Here is a 17,784-nt window from a genome sequence, read left to right as displayed (position 1 = left end):
AAATTTGCTTGAAATTTTTTTAATTAATTTCAAGAACACCACTAATTTTGTGAATTTTTTCCTTACCATGCAAAAATTCACCATTAGGGGTCAAAATTTGATTGTTATTTAGTAAAACTGTTTTTAAATTTAAGATTCAAGTTATTTTTTTACCATTTCTTTCTAAAGTCAAGCTATCTATTAATTGTTTGGTAATTAAATTTCCACGTTGAATTTGCGGGAAAAACAATCATTTATCATGTTGAACTTCAGATAATTTAATCCACTTATTATTAATTTCAGCATCAACTCTTATATATAAGTGATCTAATAAATGCTTTAAAAATGAATGTTTAATAAAGTCGGATTTTAAATCTTTTTCTAATAACGTTTTTTTAACATCATTTTTTAAAGCAGCAATTTCTAAATCTTTTTTTAATAATTCAAATTTGTAAATATTGTCTGAATTTTTAGCTAAACCTGAAAATTCAAGACTTTTATTATTTGGTAAAAACGTTTTTATCTCAGTATCTTTGTCTATTTTTCAAATTTGTAAATTAAGTCTTAATTTACCATTTTCATCATCAGGTTGAGTACTAACAACATCAAATCCATATTTTTCCTTTTCATTATCGCTAATTTCAGGGCTAAATTCGGCAAAAGTATCTTTAAGTCCGACCCCAAAATTTCGATCATTTAAAACATAACCAATTTGATTAAAAAATGGGTTGGAAATGACATCATTGTTGGAGTTTAGCAAGGAAAAAGCTAAAAATGATGGAAAAATGTTTTTAAAATCTTGAGGTAATTCCTTTGGAATTAAATTTATTTTCGATGCCTCTTCTTGTTTATAAAAAAGACTGACCATTTTTGACGATTTAATTGAGTCATTATCTTTAAGATACAAAACTAAAAGCACGTTATTTATAGGTTTTTGTTGGTTTGATGTGCTTGTGGAAGCAACAACAGCGTTAGAAAAATCTAATTTAACAGAATACTTATCGTTCAAATCTTGGATTGGGTCAATAAAATTTACATAAGAAAAATTTTTATATTCATCGCTGTTACCTTTACCAATTATTGTTAGGGGGTATAAATCTTGCATGCTTTTTGTAATGCGAAATGAACTAGGCAAAGTTGAAAGATAACCTTTTAATTGAGCTAATTGGACATCAGTTTCTTTTTCTTCCTTTTTTGGGTCAAAAGGTTCGGGAACAATTTCTTCTTCATCACTTGGTTTTTGTGGTGTAAAAGATGGAATTTTGGGCTGTTCTAAACCTTTTTTATCATCTGTTATTTTAATTATGCCCGGTTTTTCTTTAATCACATCAGGGTTTTGTATAACAGTGGGTGGCAAATCAGGTTTTTGACTAATGGCCGGATTCTTTTTTTCTTCTTGAGTTTTATCCTTATCAATTTGGGTTTCTGTATTAATTCCAGGATTTGATGGATTTTGACCTGGAGTTGAAGGATTTTGACTTGGAGTTGAAGGGTTTTGACCTGGATTTGATGGTCGAGATGGTTGCTCTTGTTTAGGTGGTGGAGCAATTTCTTGTGGATCATTAATATCTTTACTTATTTTATCAGGTAAATTTGACTCAACTGAACAACTTGATAAAAATAAAAAAATTACTGAAAAAAATAAAAAGTTTAATTTTGATTTTCTTAGTAATTTCATAATTTAAAATTTTACAATATTAATTATTAAAAGTAATACTTTTTCTTATTTTTGTTTTAAATAAAATTTAGTCAAAGTATTTTAAAAGATGCTCTAAATTATTGCTTTTTAATTCATTTTTAGGAATAAATTTAAGGGCAGCTGAATTAATACAATAACGTCTTCCTCCTTGTTCTTTAGGTCCATCATTAAAAACATGACCTAAATGGGAATCTGCATTCTTTGAGCGAACTTCAACTCTAGTCATTGAGTGGCTAAAATCAAGAACTTCAACAACTGAGTCCTCGTTTAAAGGTTTTCAAAAGGATGGTCAACCAGATCCTGAATTATATTTAGTTGAAGACAAAAAAAGTGGAGTTCCGTCGATAATATCAACATAAACACCTTCTTCGTAATTATCGTTATAAAGATTATCAAAAGGTGGTTCTGTAAAATTTTCTTGTGTAACTTTGTATTGTAATTCGTTTAAATGATCAAGTTTTTTCTTGTTTTTTTCCATGTTTTCTCCAAAATAAATTTTTAATTTACAAATTATACCATTTTTAAAATTATTTTTTAAAAAATTCATTTAATATTATGAATTTGAATTTATTTAAAACATAAAAAATAGCACTTTTTTACTAAAATTTTTTAAAAAAAGTATCATTTTAACCCAAATTAGCAAAAATGCAAAGAGTTTTATTGACAAAAAATTTTATTATAATACTAAAAATTTATCAAAAACTAGATTCAACCGTCTAACCCTGAGTTTCCCAGTTTGATGGAAAAAATTCACTTTTTATTGAATACAAATACATAAAAATACCAGTAAACCCGTGTTTTTGCCCTAAAATCTTAATTTTTATTATTTTAAAATTAACCATAAGCGAAAAAAAATGCTTGGTCTAAGAAAAAATTATGTTATAATAATAATCACTTAAGAATAATTAATAAATTTTGATATTGAATTAAGGAGGAATTAGTTATGTTTTTGCCATAAAAAATCAGAAAATGCTCATTATCCATTATATTTTTAAATATGATGGAATGCCTTAAATTTGACTGTTTAGAAATCTACAAATTAAGGCTTTTTATTATTGTTCTTTCAAAACTTCATATATTTTTTTAGGCTCAATGTAAGTAAAAACGAGTTTTCTATTTACATTGAGTTTAAATAGTAGTTGTATTTTTTCTTTCGTGATGGTCAGATTTAAAATTCAGTGTTTTTGCTCAAAATACTAGACCAAATTTGCCAAATTACCCGCGAATCTTGTCAAAAATGCAAAATAAAATGTCTAAAAAATGCCCAAAAACTCCTAAACCTAAAAATTAGCTAAGATAATTTTTAGGGTTTTGGATTAATCTTAATTGTATATAAGCCATCTTTTTGTAATTTTTTCTTAAAATCTTCGCGAATATTACCGTTAAATCCATCAAGATAAGTAGACTGACCCTCCATTAACGAAATTGCATTTGAAAAAGTGTTACTTTCTGGGTCAGTCGAATAGGAATAATTTATACCAATTAAATTAAAACTTGAATCAATAGCCATCGATCCTGAAGATCCAGGACCAAGAGCGTCTAATTTATTTTCAGAATTTACTTTTGTATATAAATTTGAATGCTGATTTAAAACCTTTTTTAGCATTCCGTGTTTTAAATTGGAAAGAAACGGCTTTTGATAGTTTTTTCACTTTTCATGTTTAGCATTTCAGTCTTTATTTTCAGCATCATTATAAGGAACTCAAAGACCATGAAAAAGACTATCTTTAATTACACGTGATCGGGTGTTGATTATTCCGCCTGTTGATTTATTAGATTTAAAATTTACACCCTTTTCCCAGTCACCATTTTCATTGTCGCTAGTAGCAACCGGATATCCGCCATAAAATTGTGTTTTTATTGGACTAAATTTTTCATTTCGACCTAGACCGATATGTCAGTCTTTTTCAGTACCAGAATCAATCGCTTTTTTTAATTCAGGTAAAACATGTTCTAAATCAGTTTTTTTAATTTTCAGTCTTAAAATAACAAAGTCTGAACCGCCGTTTTTGGTTGTTCCAACTCGGGTGATTTCATTATAATTGTCTAAATATTTATAGCCAACATCGACATCATGACCCATTATTCCCTCAACTTTGTAGCGCGGTGTGTAATATGGAGCGCTTAAATAGCTATCATAAGCATCAAAAACAGGATATTCTTTAATTTTTGGGTATGTATTTTCGTATTTATTGCCTGAAATTAAATGGTCTGAACGCGCCGCAGTAAAAAAAGGCTTTGGTTTATTGCCTTTTTTTGCATCTTCCTCAGAAACAAATTCATATTTTTGGTTAACAAAGCCAGCATTTCATTTTTTTGATTTTTCACTTTTGCTGTCAACATCAAAAAAATACATGCTTTTGTCAAAAATTTGTGGCATATTCCAAACATGAATGTTTGTTCCAACTAAAAGTTCATAACTATCAGAATTAGCGTCATTGTTTGTTATTCTATCTAAAACTCAGGCGGTACCATATTCTTTAAAAGCTTCAGTGCCGTATCTATTTCCAAAAAATTGATCTTGATAATATTTAAATCCATAAATTCCAAGACTAAATGAACGATCATAAATGAACTTTTCATAGTCAATATCTTTTTTTAAATTAGAATTAGTTGGATTTGATTTTCAAATTTGTTTTTTTCCGTGAGTGTCTTCAAGCAAAATACTAATTTCACCTTTTTTGTCATCAAAATTAGCACTAACTTTTTTTAAATTAGCAATTTTAAAAATTTTGCCAATTTCATTGATTTTCATGTAATAAAATAATTGACTTAAATTAGACGGCAAAAAACCAAAAGGATTTTTCTTAACAATTTCTGTCAGATTTTCAGAATTAATTAGCGCCCCAGAAGATTCAGTTCCAGAAAACTTTGGAAGATATACTTGTTCAGTCATTCCATTATAGGAAATACCACGATTATAAAACATTAATTTTTCATCGTTGTTTTTGCCAAAATCGCCGTAATGACCGATATTTTTTGCTAATTCTCAGAATCTTTTATTTCTATTTGAATCATTTGGATCAAGAAAATTAATTGGCTGATTATTATCGCCATTGTACAAAAAAGTGTATAAATTATGCACTCCAGTTTGATATTTTGGTGTATTTTGAATAATTTGCGTTACTGAATGATTTAGTAAAAAATCTTGGTCAAAATAATGATCATCTTTAAAATATTCAGGATTTTGTGATTCGCTGTAAATTTTATTTGTATATTTTAACTTTGGAGTTGCTTCAAAAAGTGGATTATAAGCTTTTGTATTGTAATTTACACTTTCAAATTGACTCGAATTTACTTTATTAATAGGGGAATTATTGGTTGGAACATTATTGATTTTTGGGTCATAATTATTAATAATTTGTGATTTTGGTTTTTCTTGAGGCTTAATAATTCTCGTAATTTCAGGTTTATTAGAGCTAGGCAGTTTTAAAATTTTCTGTATTTTAGTTTTAGAAAAATTAGGATGAGGACTAGGGCTTTTTTCAACTTTTTTTGGCTCTTCTTCTTTGACTTGTTTTTGAACTTTATCTAAATTTGGTTCTGATTTTTTGTCTTTTACTTTTAAAAACGAAGTAAAAACAAACTCTTTTGGTATTGAAAGTTGCTTTTTAGTATCAACAAGCAAAACATTAACTGTTAACGAATTTTGTTCAAAATTTTTATTTAAAGTCAATTTTTGCAAATTGTATTTTTTGCTGTCATATTCAAAGTTAATGTTTTTCCAATCGACATCATCAAGACTGGTTTGCTGTTGGTTTTCAATTTTTGCATGAATTTTAGGACTAATTTGTTCTTTAGAGTCAAATTTATCGCCGTTTACATTGCATGCTGAAAATAAAATTATTGATAATGACCCAAAAAACAGATTAGAAAAAATAAGTTTACTAAGCTTTTTCATAAATCAAACCGCTTTGATTTTTACAAACTTAAATTCAAATATTATACATTTTTATTAAGTTTTGTTAACCAAATTATAGCATAAAAAAGACTAATTTTTAAGCTAAACCATTTCAGTAATTGCAAATTTTGAAGCATTATCAAAAAAAATGAATAAAAAAAATGACAAATCAAATAAAAAAAATAATTTGTGGTATAATTATATTTATAATCAAAAAATTTTAGAAATTCATTTTGATACAATTAACTAATTTTAGATCTTCAAACCTAAATACCATATAATAGGTTTTAATGAAAAAATGGCAGAAAAAATCATTAAAGGGATAGTTGTTGAAAGATTTGACTTTAGGGACTTTGATTTAATAGTTAAATTAGTAACAAATTTCGGGATTCTTAAGATGGTAGCCCTCGGTGTACGTCGTCCAACTAGTAAAAATATTTATATATTAAATCCCGGCTGCCTTGGTGAGTTTGAGATTTTTTTGGCCAAAAATCCTAATAAATTATCTAAACTAAAAAAAGGTGAATGTCTTGTTCGTTTAGATTTAACTAACAAAAATATTTATAAGTTTTGAAAAGTAATTTATCAATTTAGTTATGAAAATAACTATGATCCTAAAATTTTCAATATTTTTGAAAGTGCCTTTTCCAAAATAAACGACAAAAATGTAAGCGCAATAATAGTTTATGTAATTATCAACTGAATTAAAATTAACGGCTGAATTAGCAATTTAACTAGTTGTAAAGTTTGCAAAACCAACAAAAGGCTTGTAAATTTTGATTTTTATGGCGGAATGGAATGCATTTATCACCGTACTTTAAAACCTTTTTTTAGATTTAATGTTAAGGAATTGGAAATTTTGTATTGAGCCAATTTTTCGCTTGATGAATATTTAGAAAAAATCAATTTTGACCATGTTTATTCTATTTTTGAAATTTTAAAGATGTTTTTAAAAAAAAATTCATATATTATTTTTTAAATTTTTGGTATAATTTTATAAATATTTATGATTAGAATAATTTCTGGTAATTATAGGCGTGCTGTAATAAAAAATCCTGAATTTTCAGTAGTTAGGCCTATGTCTGATCGTTGTCGTGAGTCGATTTTTTCACAGTTACAATTTGAAATTCCAAATTCAAAAGTTTTAGATTTGTTTGCCGGAACAGGTGTAATCGGTCTTGAAGCTTCTTCGCGTGGGGCGAAAAAAGTTGTAGCTTCAGAATTAAATCAGCAGGCATACCAAAATATTGTTGATTTTTGTAAAAAATATAACGTAAAAAAATACGAAATATTTAATAAAAACGCAATATTTTTGCTTAACGATCTTACCGGACAAAAGTTTGACTTTATTTTTTTGGATCCGCCACATGCTGAAGAAAAAATTACCAAGAAATGTTTTTTAAAAATTGCAAAAAATAATTTATTAGAAGAATCTGGAATTATAATTTACAAAACTAATTTAGGTTCTAAATTAATTCCCAAATTTTTTTCAATTGAAAAAACAAAAAAATATGCTAAAAATACTGTTTTTTTCCTAAGATTTAATAATGAAGCAAAAGATGAATAAACTAATTGTAATTTCCGGTCCTTCAGGTGTTGGCAAAGGGACAATCGAGTCAATTTTATTAAAAAACAACAAATTGCCTATAAAACTTGCAATTTCTGCAACAACCAGGCAAAAGCGCGCTAATGAAATTGACGGAGTGAGTTATTTTTTTTTAGACCACGAAACTTTTAAAGAAAAAATCAAAAATAATGAATTTATTGAGTGAAGTTGTCATCTTGATAACTATTATGGAACTCTAGAGTCACAAATTCAATATATTCAGGATCAAAATTTCATTCCCTTATTAGAAATTGACACAAATGGTGCTAAAAATATTATTGAAAACTATAAGAAAAATAACCAATTAGATAAAATTTTAACCATTTTTATTTTACCTCCCTCACTTGAAGTTCTAAAAAATAGAATTGAAAATAGACTCACAGAGACGTCAAATCAAATCGATCTTCGACTTAAAAAGGCTGAATCTGAAATTAAAATTAAGGATTTATTCAAGTTTCAAGTTGTAAATGACAATTTAGAACAATGTGTCGATGAAATTGAAAAAATTATAATAACAGAAATAAAAGAGCTGTAGATGAAGGGACAAATTGTTAGAGTTATAGCGGGTTTTTATGATGTTTTTGAACAATCAACCCAAAAACTCTATCCACTTTTGAGAGGATCTGGATCACTTAGACAAAAACAAATATCTCCTTTAGTTGGAGATTTTGTTGAGTTTGACCCTACTGGATTTGTTAAAGAAATTCTTCCAAGAAAAAACTGACTAAAACGTCCAAAAGTTGCTAATATAGACCAGGCACTTATTTTTGTTTCCCTAAAAGAGCCTAATTTTTCGCCTTTATTACTTGACACTTTTTTGTTAATGATTGAATTTAAAAATATCAGTCCAATTTTGATAGTTACCAAAGTTGATCTTGAACCAAATTATAAAAATTTGTTGCTTGATTATCAAAAAATGGGATATTCTATTTTTTTTATTAATAATAATGAAAAAAAAATTCCTAGCGATTTGCAAGAAAAACTTAAAAATAAACTCAATTTTGTCATTGGACAAAGTGGTGTAGGAAAAACAAGTTTTATTAATAATTTGTTTGGGACACAATTTGAGGTTCAGGAAATTTCTTTTTCATTAAATCGCGGAAAACACACAACACGAGTTGTCCAAATTATAAGAAAAGGAGACTTTCAGATAGTAGATACGCCTGGATTTTCTAGTTTTAATTATGATGAAATTCCCAAAGATCAAATTAAAAGCTCATTTGAAATTTTTCGCCAATTTTTGCCTAAATGCAAATTTAGAACATGCTTTCATTTCCATGAGCAAATAGAAAATTGTGCAGTAAAAAATGCTGTAAAAGACGGCATAATTTCAAAAACTAGGTATAAAAATTATCTCTATCTTTTAGAAAAATATGAAAAAAAAGATTATTAGTCCCTCACTTTTGAATGTTAGCAAAAATAACCGTCTAAAATTAGTTAGAACTTTTTTGAATCTTGGAATAAAATGATTCCATTTTGATTTTATGGACGGAAAATTTGTTGAAAATACAGCGATTTCTCTTTTAGAAATTAAAAAAATTGTCACTAAATCAAAAAAGTTTATTTCTGATGCTCATTTAATGTCGGTTGATCCTGAAAGTCAAATTGAAGAACTAATTGGCTATGTTGATTTTGTCACAATTCATTTTGAAAGTAAAAATTATGACGAAATTCATAGCATAATTTTAAAATACTCTGAAAAAATTAAAATAGGACTTGCAATAAAACCTTCTACAAATATAGAAGAAATTTTAGACTTATTACCCAAAATAGATCTGATTTTGGTAATGTCAGTTGAACCTGGAAAAGGCGGGCAGGATTTTATCCAAGAAACATATCAAAAAATTAGCAACTTATCAAAAATAATTCGTGAGTCAAATTACAACATTTTAATCCAAGTTGACGGTGGAATTAAAGATTACAATGCAAAAAAAGTCTTTGAATCAGGAGCTGATGTAATTGTTGTAGGAACTTTTTTGGCTCAAAAACCTAATAAAACTAAAATCCAAAAGTTATTAAATTAACACTAAAATAATAAGCAAAAATTACTATTTAAGAATTTGTTAAATTCATAGTTTGTGATATAATTTTTAGCATGTTATTATTTTTGATTTTTACTTACAAATAATACATTCAATAAATTTAAACTATATATACAAATTCGAGGTGTTTTATGTCAAAAATTACAAGAATTTTTGCAAGAGAAATTCTTGATTCACGGGGAAATCCAACAATTCAAGTTGAGGTTCACACGCAAGCGGGCGGTTTTGGGTCTGCAATTGTTCCATCAGGAGCTTCAACTGGATCAAGAGAAGCGCTTGAATTACGTGATTCAAATACAGAATATGCTTATAACTGATTCGGTCAAAAAGGTGTAATGACCGCAGTTAATAATGTAAATAATATTATTGGTCCTGAAATTATCGGTCTTTGTGTTAAAAATCAAAGACTTATTGATCAAAAAATGATCGATTTAGACGGAACTCCAAATAAAGAAAGACTTGGTGCAAATGCTATTTTAGGTGTTTCTTTAGCAGTTGCAAAAGCAGCCGCAAGTGAGTTGAGACTTCCACTTTTCCGTTATTTAGGTGGCCCAAACCCAACTTTAATGCCAGTTCCAATGCTTAACGTGATAAACGGAGGTGAGCATGCTTCAAATACACTTGATTTTCAAGAGTTTATGATTATGCCACTCGGTTTTTCAACATTTAGAAAAGCTTTACAAGCATCAAATAAAGTATTTCACACTTTAGCAAAACTTCTTAAAAAATCAGGATATGGAACTCAAGTTGGAGATGAAGGTGGATTTGCTCCTAACTTAACTTCTCACGAGCATGCACTTGATTTTTTAGTTGAAGCAATCAAGGAAGCAGGATTTAATCCGGCTGTTGATGGTGAAAATGCCATTGCAATTTCAATTGATGCTGCTGCTAGTGAGTTTTATGATGGCCAAAAATATGTCTTTAAAAAATTAAAAGCAGCTTCTGCTGATCAAGAAAATCACCAAAAATATGAATTTACATCAGAAGAATTGCTTGATTATTACGGACAACTTTTTGATAAATATCCAATAATTTCAGTCGAAGATGGTTTTGCTGAATCAGACTGAGACGGATTTATTGCTTTTACAAAAAGATTTGGACAAACACACCAAATTGTCGGTGATGATTTAACTGTTACAAATGTAAAAATTTTAAAAGAGGCTATCAAAACAAAAGCAATTAACTCCATTTTAATTAAATTAAATCAAATTGGAACTCTAACTGAAACACTTGATGCAATTCAACTTGCGCAAAAATCAGGGTTGACCGCAGTTATTTCACACCGTTCTGGTGAATCTGAAGATACTACAATTTCTGATCTTGCAATCGCAGTTTCATCTGGTCAAATCAAAACAGGATCACTTTCAAGAACTGACCGAATTGCCAAATATAATCGACTTCTAGTAATTGAAGAGTTTTTAGACACATATTCAAAAAGTGAATATACTGGAAGAGATGTTTTTTACAATTTAAAAAAATAATCTAAAAAAAATAATTTAAAATATGGATATTCGTTTAATTTTAAACAACAAATCTTTTATTGAAAAAAAATTATCAGACCGTGGTTTTGATATTTCTATAATTGCCGACTTATATGAAAAAGCCCAAAAACGTAACTTTTTGCGTCAAGAAATTGATGAATTATTAGCACAAAAAAATAAAGCTAGCAAACAAATAGGCCTTTTTGTTCGTGAAAATAAAGACTCTGAAGATTTGAAAAACCAAGTAAGTCAAATTAAATATAAACTTGCAAATTTAGAAACAGAGTGACAAGAACTTGATGAGTGAGTTAGTCGAAAAATTCTTGAAGTGCCAAATCTTCCTGATGATTCAGTTCCTTTTGGAAATTCTGAACTTGATAATCAAGTAATTTATCACTGAGGGCAACCAAAAAAAATCGATCCTAAAATCAAGCCTCACTATGAATTTGGTAAATCTAAAAACATTTTAGATTTCAAACGAGCTGTAAAAATTTCAGGAAATCGCTTTGTAATTTATAAAAATTTAGCGGCTAAATTAGTTCGGGCTTTGATAAATTTTATGATTGACACTCATGTAAATTCAGGTTATCAGGAAATTGTTCCAAATACTTTAGTTCTTGAAAATTCGCTATATGGAACAGGTCAACTTCCGAAATTTTCAGAAGATTTGTATTCTTTAAAAAATTCTGATCTTTGACTAATTCCTACAGCCGAAGTTCCTTTGACAAATTATTACCAAGACGAAATTATTGACTTAGAAAAACCAATTTCGCTTGTTGGCTATAGTAAATGTTATCGATCTGAGGCTGGAAGTGGCGGCAAAGACACAAGAGGATTGATCCGACTTCATGAATTTCACAAAGTTGAACTTGTTAAAATAACAAATGAAACTGATGGTATGAAGGAATTTGACAATGTTGTTCAAGATGCTGCTAAAATCTTGAAATTACTAAACATTCCTTATCGCGCTGTGCTTTTGTGTAGTGGTGATCTTGGATTTTCAAGTAAAAAAACTATTGATTTAGAAGCATGACTTCCATCAGAACAGACATACCGTGAAGTTTCATCAATTAGTTATTGTGGTGATTTTCAAGCTAGAAGAGCAAAAATTCGCTACCGTGATGAAAAAAATAACATTTATGCACACACAATTAACGGATCTGGTCTTGCAATTGATAGAATTGTCGCGATTTTACTTGAACAGAATCAAAACCCTGATGGTAGTTGAACAATACCAGAAGTTTTAAAACCTTATTTTAATTAGATTTTATAGATAAATTTTTAATGAATAAAATTGTACCGTAAATTTTTATGGTACAATTTTATTTTATTTTATTTAATTTAACAAGGAGTAATAATGAAAAAATTATTGGTAGTTTTACTTGATAAATTTCAGGATATCGAGTTTACGACTTTTCTTTCTTTGATAAAAAAGGCTGATTTATATGATAAAATTGAATTTTATAATCCTGAGAACAAAATAGTAACAGGACAATTTGGTGTTGTTCAAATTGAGGCCAAAAATCATTGAAAATCTGATGACTTTGATGCAATTTTTATACCAGGTGGAGTTGCAGCCCAATATCTTCGAACTTGTGAGCCAGCAATCAAATTAATTAATGAATTTTTTGCCCAAAACAAGGATGTTTTTGCAATTTGCGATGCACCAAATGCTATTTTTGAGCGTAATTTAGCGCCAAATTATGAATTTAGTTCATACCCTGATGAAACAAATTCAGGCATACCAACAAGAAAAAATGATTTAGTTACAGTTGATAAAAATTATATTTCAGCTAGAAATGCCTCATCTTCAGCTGAATTTGCATTTAAAGTTATTGAAAAATTAGCTTCAAAAGAAATTGCTGAAAAAATAAGAGCCGGATTTCAAGCTTAAATTTCTAGAATTTCCCAGTTTGATGAGACAATCTTAAAAAGTGTCCAATTTTGGGCACTTTTTAAGATTTTTGGCAAACTCAAGAAAAATAACTACCAAACCAAAAACACTAAGTTTAAAACCTAATAAAAAAATACAACTACTATTTAAACTCAATGTAAATAGAAAACTCGTTTTTATTTACATTGAACCTAAAAAAATATATGAAGTTTTGAAAGAACAATAATTAAAAGCCATAAATTTATAGATTTCTAAACGGTTAAATTTAAGGCATTCCATTATATTTAAAAACATAATGGAAAAGTCGCATTTTCTGATTGTTTTAGATAAAAAACATAATTAATTCCCCCTTAATTCTAATTTCCAAATTTATTAATTATTCTTAAGCAAGAATCATTATAACACAATTTTATTTTAGACCAAGCATTTTTTTTTTTTTTGCAAAAGCTTAATTTCAAAACTATAAAAATTAAGATTTTGCGTTGAAAAACCCGGATTTACGGGTATTTTTGCATATTTATATTCAATAAAAAGTGAATTTTTGCCAACAAATAGCGAAACTCGGGAAAAGAAATTGCTGAAAAAATGAGAGAGGGATTTCAGGCTTAAATTTCTAGAATTTTTTCAATTTGAGCATTAATTTCGTCACTTCTTTCAAAGAAAACTGCATGGCCAGTTTGTTCAAATTTTATAAGATTTTTGTCAAAATTTCCAGAAATTTTATGAAGACTTTCTAATGGCACAAAATTATCTTCAACACCAGCAATTAAAAAATAATTATTATTTTGTTGGTAAAGCGGTAACAATTCGGTTTTCAGTCATTCCAAGTTAAGGATTTCTTCAAAAACAATCTTTTTAAAAATTTCTCTTTTTTTTGTGACATTTTCAAAAAAATTAATAGCATTTTTTGCTAAATTTTTCATATAACTAAATTTATCAGTAAAAACTAAATGTTCAAGACTATCTTTTGCAGATTCAATGTCTTGAGGTAAGAGTCAATTTCCTATTTTTTCAGCTTCGCTTTGCGAATTTTTCTCTAAAATAAAAGGATTGAGTGGAGCGACTAAAACTGCTTTTTTTGCTAAATTTTCACTTAAAATATAAAGAGCAATAGCTCCGCCAAGTGAGTGACCGATTACAATTTGGATATCTAAATTGATCTTTTTAATGAAACTAGCAGCAATTTTCTGGTAATTTTTGACATTAATTTCATTATTATTAGTGCTTTGACCACAACCAGGAAAATCAAATGCAACAATATCATAGTTACGATTTTGTTTCTTTTTAAGTTGAAAAATGAAATTATGGCTTGAATTAAAACCGTGTAAAAATAGTATTTTTTGCTTTCCAGTTTCTTCTAAAAAATAAAAAATATCCTCATTTTCAACAGTAATTTTAGAACGAACTATCATTAATAATTAGCTTCCAAAAATTGTATCCAAAATTTCATTAAGAGGAATTGCGCCAAAATATTCATCAAGATTTGTAATTTGTAGAAGTTGTGATTCTATAATTGATCTAGTGAATTCCTTATTTTCTAAAATTTCTTGAATATCTTCAACTGATCTTTGAGATAAAAAATCACCTTCAAACTTTATTTTAACAATGTGATTTTTCTCAATATTTGCAAGCACTCTTAAAGTTCCGCCACTAGTTCGGGCAATATTTTCATAGCTAAAATAAGGATTTGAACCAAAAACTCATTCTCTAGATTGTCTTATGGTTTGAACTTCTTGAAAATCTTTTTGAAATGCCATCGCATCTTGAAAATAAGTTTCAACATCTTGTGCTTTAGTTTGATATTTATTTTCAAAAAATGTGATTAGTCTTGAAATAAACTCAGAATCTTCCATTTGTTCTTCGATTTCATGCAAAATATTTGTTACCCGTTGACGTATTGATTTTATTCCTTTAGACTCAATTTTTAATCGATTTGGCTTTAATACTTGACCTAATTTTGCCAAATTAGCATTAAATAGAATTGTTCCATGGTGAACAATTCTATCTTTGTAAATTATTTGAGCATTTCCTGAAACTTTTGCGCCATTAACTATTAGATCATTTCTACCTTTGAATTCAGCATCTAAACCAAAGGATTTAAAAAATTCTATAATCGGTGTCAAGAATTTTTGATAACTGTGATTCTGTTTTTTAGTTATAAATGAAAAATTAATGTTTCCTAAATCGTGATAAACAGCACCTCCTCCAGAAAGTCGACGGTAAATTTCAATTCTTTGCTTTTCAACCTCTTCAAGCTTAATTTCCTCGTAAATATTTTGATTTTTACCGATAATTATTGCATTATTGTGCTGGTAAAAATATAAAATATCGTCCTGATTCTGGTCATCTTTTAGAATTAGTTCCTCACAAACTAACGTGTAAAATGGGCTTGTTTTTTTAGTAGTATAAATCTTCATATTTCCTCCATATCTTAGTTATGTTCTAAATCAAAAGTTGTAATTAATTTAAATTTTGACTTAAAATCATCAAGATTTTCTGCTAATTGTAAATTTTCTAAATTAAAAAGTGTTATTTTTTCATAGTCTCAACGAAGCGCATACTTGTTTTTTGATAAAAAGTAGATTAAATTTTCAACAAACCAAAAAAAATATTCTGAATTATAATCGATTGTTCTATCAAGACCTTCAACTGAAATTTCTAATTTCCGAAAGTAATAGCTTAAAATTCGAAAATTAAACACAAATCTTTCGTTTATAGGACATTTCTTTTGAGCTGAGTTTTGTTCCTTGTTAAATGCGACTGACATATAAAAAATCCTTAAATTATATAAAGTCTATTTTTTATTTTATTTTATTATAATTTATAATTATAAACTATTTAAGTATACTTTTATTTTTAAAAATTAAATTTAAAAATTATAAAGGATTTTTTTTGAAAATCTTGGAGAAATATGAAAAATACAAATGAATATGTAGCTTGATACCGAAAATATCGACCTACTAAATTTTCTGATGTTGTTGGCCAACAATATTTGGTTGAAAGTTTGAAAAACATTGTTAAATCAAAAAAGTTTTTTCACGCTTATCTTTTTTCAGGACCAAGAGGTACTGGAAAAACTTCACTTGCAAAAATATTTGCAAATGCAATAAATTGTACTCACAAAGAGCAAAATTCTATTGACCCGTGTCAAAATTGCCTTAAAAATATAAATAATTCTATTGATATAGTCGAAATGGACGCTGCTTCACACAATGGCGTTAAAGAAATCCGTGAAATTGTTGAAAATTCTATTAATTTACCTCAGGTTAGCCCATATAAAATTTATATTTTAGATGAGGTTCATATGCTTTCAACTTCAGCTTTTAATGCTTTTTTGAAAACTCTAGAAGAACCGCCAAGCCATATTATTTTCATTTTAGCAACTACCGAAGTTCACAAAATCCCTTTGACAATTCTCTCAAGAGTCCAGAGATATAATTTTCTTGGCCTAAATAAAGAGCAAATTTCACAACGACTTTCACAAATTTTAGACTATGAAGGCGTTGAATATGAAGAAGAAGCTCTAAAATCCGTGTGTTTATTAAGTCACAACAGTTTGCGGGATGCAATTTCAATTCTTGAGCAGGCGGTAATTTTTGGTAACAACTTTTTGAGTAAAACAAGCGTTGAAGAGCTTTTTGGACTAGTTTCAAGTGAAAAACTTGTTGAATTTATAAATGTTCTTTTTTTGGCGCAGTCCCAAAAAGCCTTTGATTTATTAGATAAACTTTTATTACAAAGCAAAAATTTTCAAATTTTAATTGAGTCATTAATAAATTTAGTCAAAGAGTGAATTATTTGAGAAAAAACTCAAGAGGAAGACTTAATCGAAATTTATTCGACTTCTGATTTGGAAAAGTTAAAAATTAGTCACGATTTTGCTTTTAAATTTTTAGATATTGGGTTTTCAACTCTAAAAGACATTAATCATGATAAGTTTCAAAGTTTAGCACTTGAAATTTTAGTCATGAAAATTCTTGCTTTTAAAAAGGAAAACTTGCAAGAAAAAAGCCAAACTGTTTTAGAAAATTCAGAAAAATTTGCTGAAAAACCAAAAGAAGAGCCAAAAATCGACACAGAAGAAAGAGAAGAAAATATCAAAAAAGAGGAAAAACCGCCAAAAAAATTAGAGTTTGTTACTGTCCGTGATAAAAATTTTGACTCAAATTATAATTTGAATCAAAAAACAAATACCCAAAATTTATTTGATTATGACGATCCGATTCTTGAAGACGATGATGATGGCGATTTAGATTTACATGGTAGCGATGATTTGACTTGGGAATCAAACTTTAACCGTAAAATCAAAAATAATTTAGAAACAAAAATCTTAAAAAGTCAAAAAAGCAATAAAACAGGCGATAATTTTAAAAATAGGGACAATGCTTTTAATCCCTTGTTAGACCCCGAGGGCGCTAGTTATCAAAGTAATTTTTTAAATAAAACTGAAAATTCAAATTTAAATTCGGCTGAAAACATCGATTTTTCAAACTCATTTTTAAATTCTAACGATAAAAAAACTGATGATACTGCCAAAAAAAATGTTAACTCCATTGATTCAGACCTAAAAACAAATAATCAAGCGTCATATTTTAGTAAAAATGAAGAAAAAGACGATAAATTTTCATTTGATAGAAATTCATACGTAAATAAATTTTTAAAAAAGAATTTGCCAAATGATTATTTGTCCGTTGATGAGGCATTTAATCTTATACTTTTGGGAAAAAAATTTTATGACACAAACCGCGAAATTTATTTCGATTTGCGCAAAAAGTGGAGCCAAAATTTGTTAGATTTCCAGTATAATTTTGAATTCATAGATACTGTTGGAGTATTAAAGCATGCAGAAATTCTTACATTAACATCTAATTTTGTGTGTTTTATCACTAAAAATCCAGAGTATGAAGAATTACTAATTGAAAAAGTGGAAAAAGAAGGCAATGATGTCAACCGATTATTAAAAACCGTTTTTGGTCAGGATATCTACGGCTTTGCCATGAGTAATAATCTTGTTGAAGAAACAAAAAAAATGGCAAGTGAAATGAGAGCTCGTGGTGAAAAATTTGTGCTAAAACCTTTTGAAAAACCAAAAAAACGCACTATTTCTAAGACAGATTTACAAAAATTATTCTTTGATGAATAAAAATTTTTAAACTTTTTAAAATAGTTTATATAATTTATT

15 protein-coding genes are annotated in these 17,784 nt (G+C 27.9%); 9 read left to right on the top strand and 6 right to left on the bottom strand.

Annotated elements, in window-relative coordinates:
• Positions 1-19: 19 nt before the first annotated feature.
• From QJQ40_RS02785 to QJQ40_RS02775, 3 genes are all read right to left on the bottom strand, one after another.
• Complete coding sequence (locus QJQ40_RS02785) at positions 20-1,657, bottom strand: LppA-related lipoprotein (protein ID WP_282861122.1); 1,638 nt, start codon at positions 1,655-1,657, stop codon at positions 20-22.
• A gap of 67 nt (positions 1,658-1,724) precedes the next feature.
• Positions 1,725-2,156, bottom strand: coding sequence for a peptide-methionine (R)-S-oxide reductase MsrB (gene msrB, locus QJQ40_RS02780; protein WP_044284017.1), 432 nt, complete (start codon positions 2,154-2,156; stop codon positions 1,725-1,727).
• An 825-nt stretch (positions 2,157-2,981) separates the two neighbouring features.
• The gene (locus QJQ40_RS02775) at positions 2,982-5,579 is read right to left on the bottom strand and encodes an MAG2960 family serine endopeptidase lipoprotein (RefSeq protein ID WP_282861121.1); all 2,598 of its coding nucleotides are present in this window, start codon (positions 5,577-5,579) and stop codon (positions 2,982-2,984) included.
• A gap of 298 nt (positions 5,580-5,877) precedes the next feature.
• Between QJQ40_RS02775 and recO the strand changes: the two genes are divergently transcribed.
• The 8 genes from recO (at position 5,878) to QJQ40_RS02735 (ending at position 12,602) form a co-directional block, all read left to right on the top strand.
• Positions 5,878-6,558 carry a DNA repair protein RecO gene (gene recO, locus QJQ40_RS02770; RefSeq protein WP_282861120.1) on the top strand — a complete coding sequence of 227 codons (681 nt, stop codon included), beginning with the start codon at positions 5,878-5,880 and terminating at the stop codon, positions 6,556-6,558.
• Between the two features lie 27 nt (positions 6,559-6,585).
• A complete protein-coding gene (gene rsmD / locus QJQ40_RS02765) occupies positions 6,586-7,146 on the top strand; it encodes a 16S rRNA (guanine(966)-N(2))-methyltransferase RsmD (RefSeq protein WP_282861119.1) in 561 nt (186 codons plus the stop codon).
• On the top strand, positions 7,127-7,720 hold the full coding sequence (gmk, locus tag QJQ40_RS02760) for a guanylate kinase (RefSeq protein WP_282861118.1): 594 nt from the start codon (positions 7,127-7,129) through the stop codon (positions 7,718-7,720). Before rsmD ends, gmk begins: the two co-directional genes overlap by 20 nt.
• Complete coding sequence (rsgA, locus tag QJQ40_RS02755) at positions 7,721-8,578, top strand: ribosome small subunit-dependent GTPase A (protein WP_282861117.1); 858 nt, start codon at positions 7,721-7,723, stop codon at positions 8,576-8,578.
• Entirely contained in the window at positions 8,559-9,209 is a 651-nt protein-coding gene (locus QJQ40_RS02750; protein WP_282861115.1) for a ribulose-phosphate 3-epimerase, read from the top strand. Before rsgA ends, QJQ40_RS02750 begins: the two co-directional genes overlap by 20 nt.
• 149 nt (positions 9,210-9,358) lie before the next feature.
• Positions 9,359-10,708, top strand: a complete 1,350-nt coding sequence (eno, locus tag QJQ40_RS02745) for a phosphopyruvate hydratase (protein ID WP_282861113.1) — start codon at positions 9,359-9,361, stop codon at positions 10,706-10,708.
• A gap of 22 nt (positions 10,709-10,730) precedes the next feature.
• Complete coding sequence (serS, locus tag QJQ40_RS02740) at positions 10,731-11,972, top strand: serine--tRNA ligase (protein ID WP_282861112.1); 1,242 nt, start codon at positions 10,731-10,733, stop codon at positions 11,970-11,972.
• Positions 11,973-12,065: 93 nt separating this feature from the next.
• Entirely contained in the window at positions 12,066-12,602 is a 537-nt protein-coding gene (locus QJQ40_RS02735) for a DJ-1/PfpI family protein (protein ID WP_044285611.1), read from the top strand.
• A 605-nt stretch (positions 12,603-13,207) separates the two neighbouring features.
• Here QJQ40_RS02735 and QJQ40_RS02730 read toward each other — a convergent pair.
• The 3 genes from QJQ40_RS02730 to QJQ40_RS02720 are packed head-to-tail and all read right to left on the bottom strand — an operon-like array spanning position 13,208 to position 15,369.
• Positions 13,208-14,014, bottom strand: a complete 807-nt coding sequence (locus QJQ40_RS02730) for an alpha/beta fold hydrolase (protein WP_282861111.1) — start codon at positions 14,012-14,014, stop codon at positions 13,208-13,210.
• Between the two features lie 6 nt (positions 14,015-14,020).
• The gene (locus QJQ40_RS02725; RefSeq protein WP_282861110.1) at positions 14,021-15,019 is read right to left on the bottom strand and encodes a lipoate--protein ligase; all 999 of its coding nucleotides are present in this window, start codon (positions 15,017-15,019) and stop codon (positions 14,021-14,023) included.
• Between the two features lie 14 nt (positions 15,020-15,033).
• Positions 15,034-15,369: a hypothetical protein gene (locus QJQ40_RS02720; protein WP_282861109.1), complete on the bottom strand. Its 336-nt coding sequence runs from the start codon at positions 15,367-15,369 to the stop codon at positions 15,034-15,036.
• A gap of 144 nt (positions 15,370-15,513) precedes the next feature.
• Between QJQ40_RS02720 and dnaX the strand changes: the two genes are divergently transcribed.
• The gene (dnaX, locus tag QJQ40_RS02715; RefSeq protein WP_282861107.1) at positions 15,514-17,745 is read left to right on the top strand and encodes a DNA polymerase III subunit gamma/tau; all 2,232 of its coding nucleotides are present in this window, start codon (positions 15,514-15,516) and stop codon (positions 17,743-17,745) included.
• The last annotated feature ends 39 nt before the right edge of the window (positions 17,746-17,784 follow it).

Origin of the sequence: Mesomycoplasma ovipneumoniae (genome assembly GCF_030012565.1) — a bacterium.
GTDB classification, from domain to species: Bacteria; Bacillota_I; Bacilli_A; order Mycoplasmatales; family Metamycoplasmataceae; genus Mesomycoplasma; species Mesomycoplasma ovipneumoniae_D.
The sequence above is the reverse complement of the archived record's forward strand: the minus strand, read 5'-3'. Positions and strand labels throughout refer to the sequence as shown.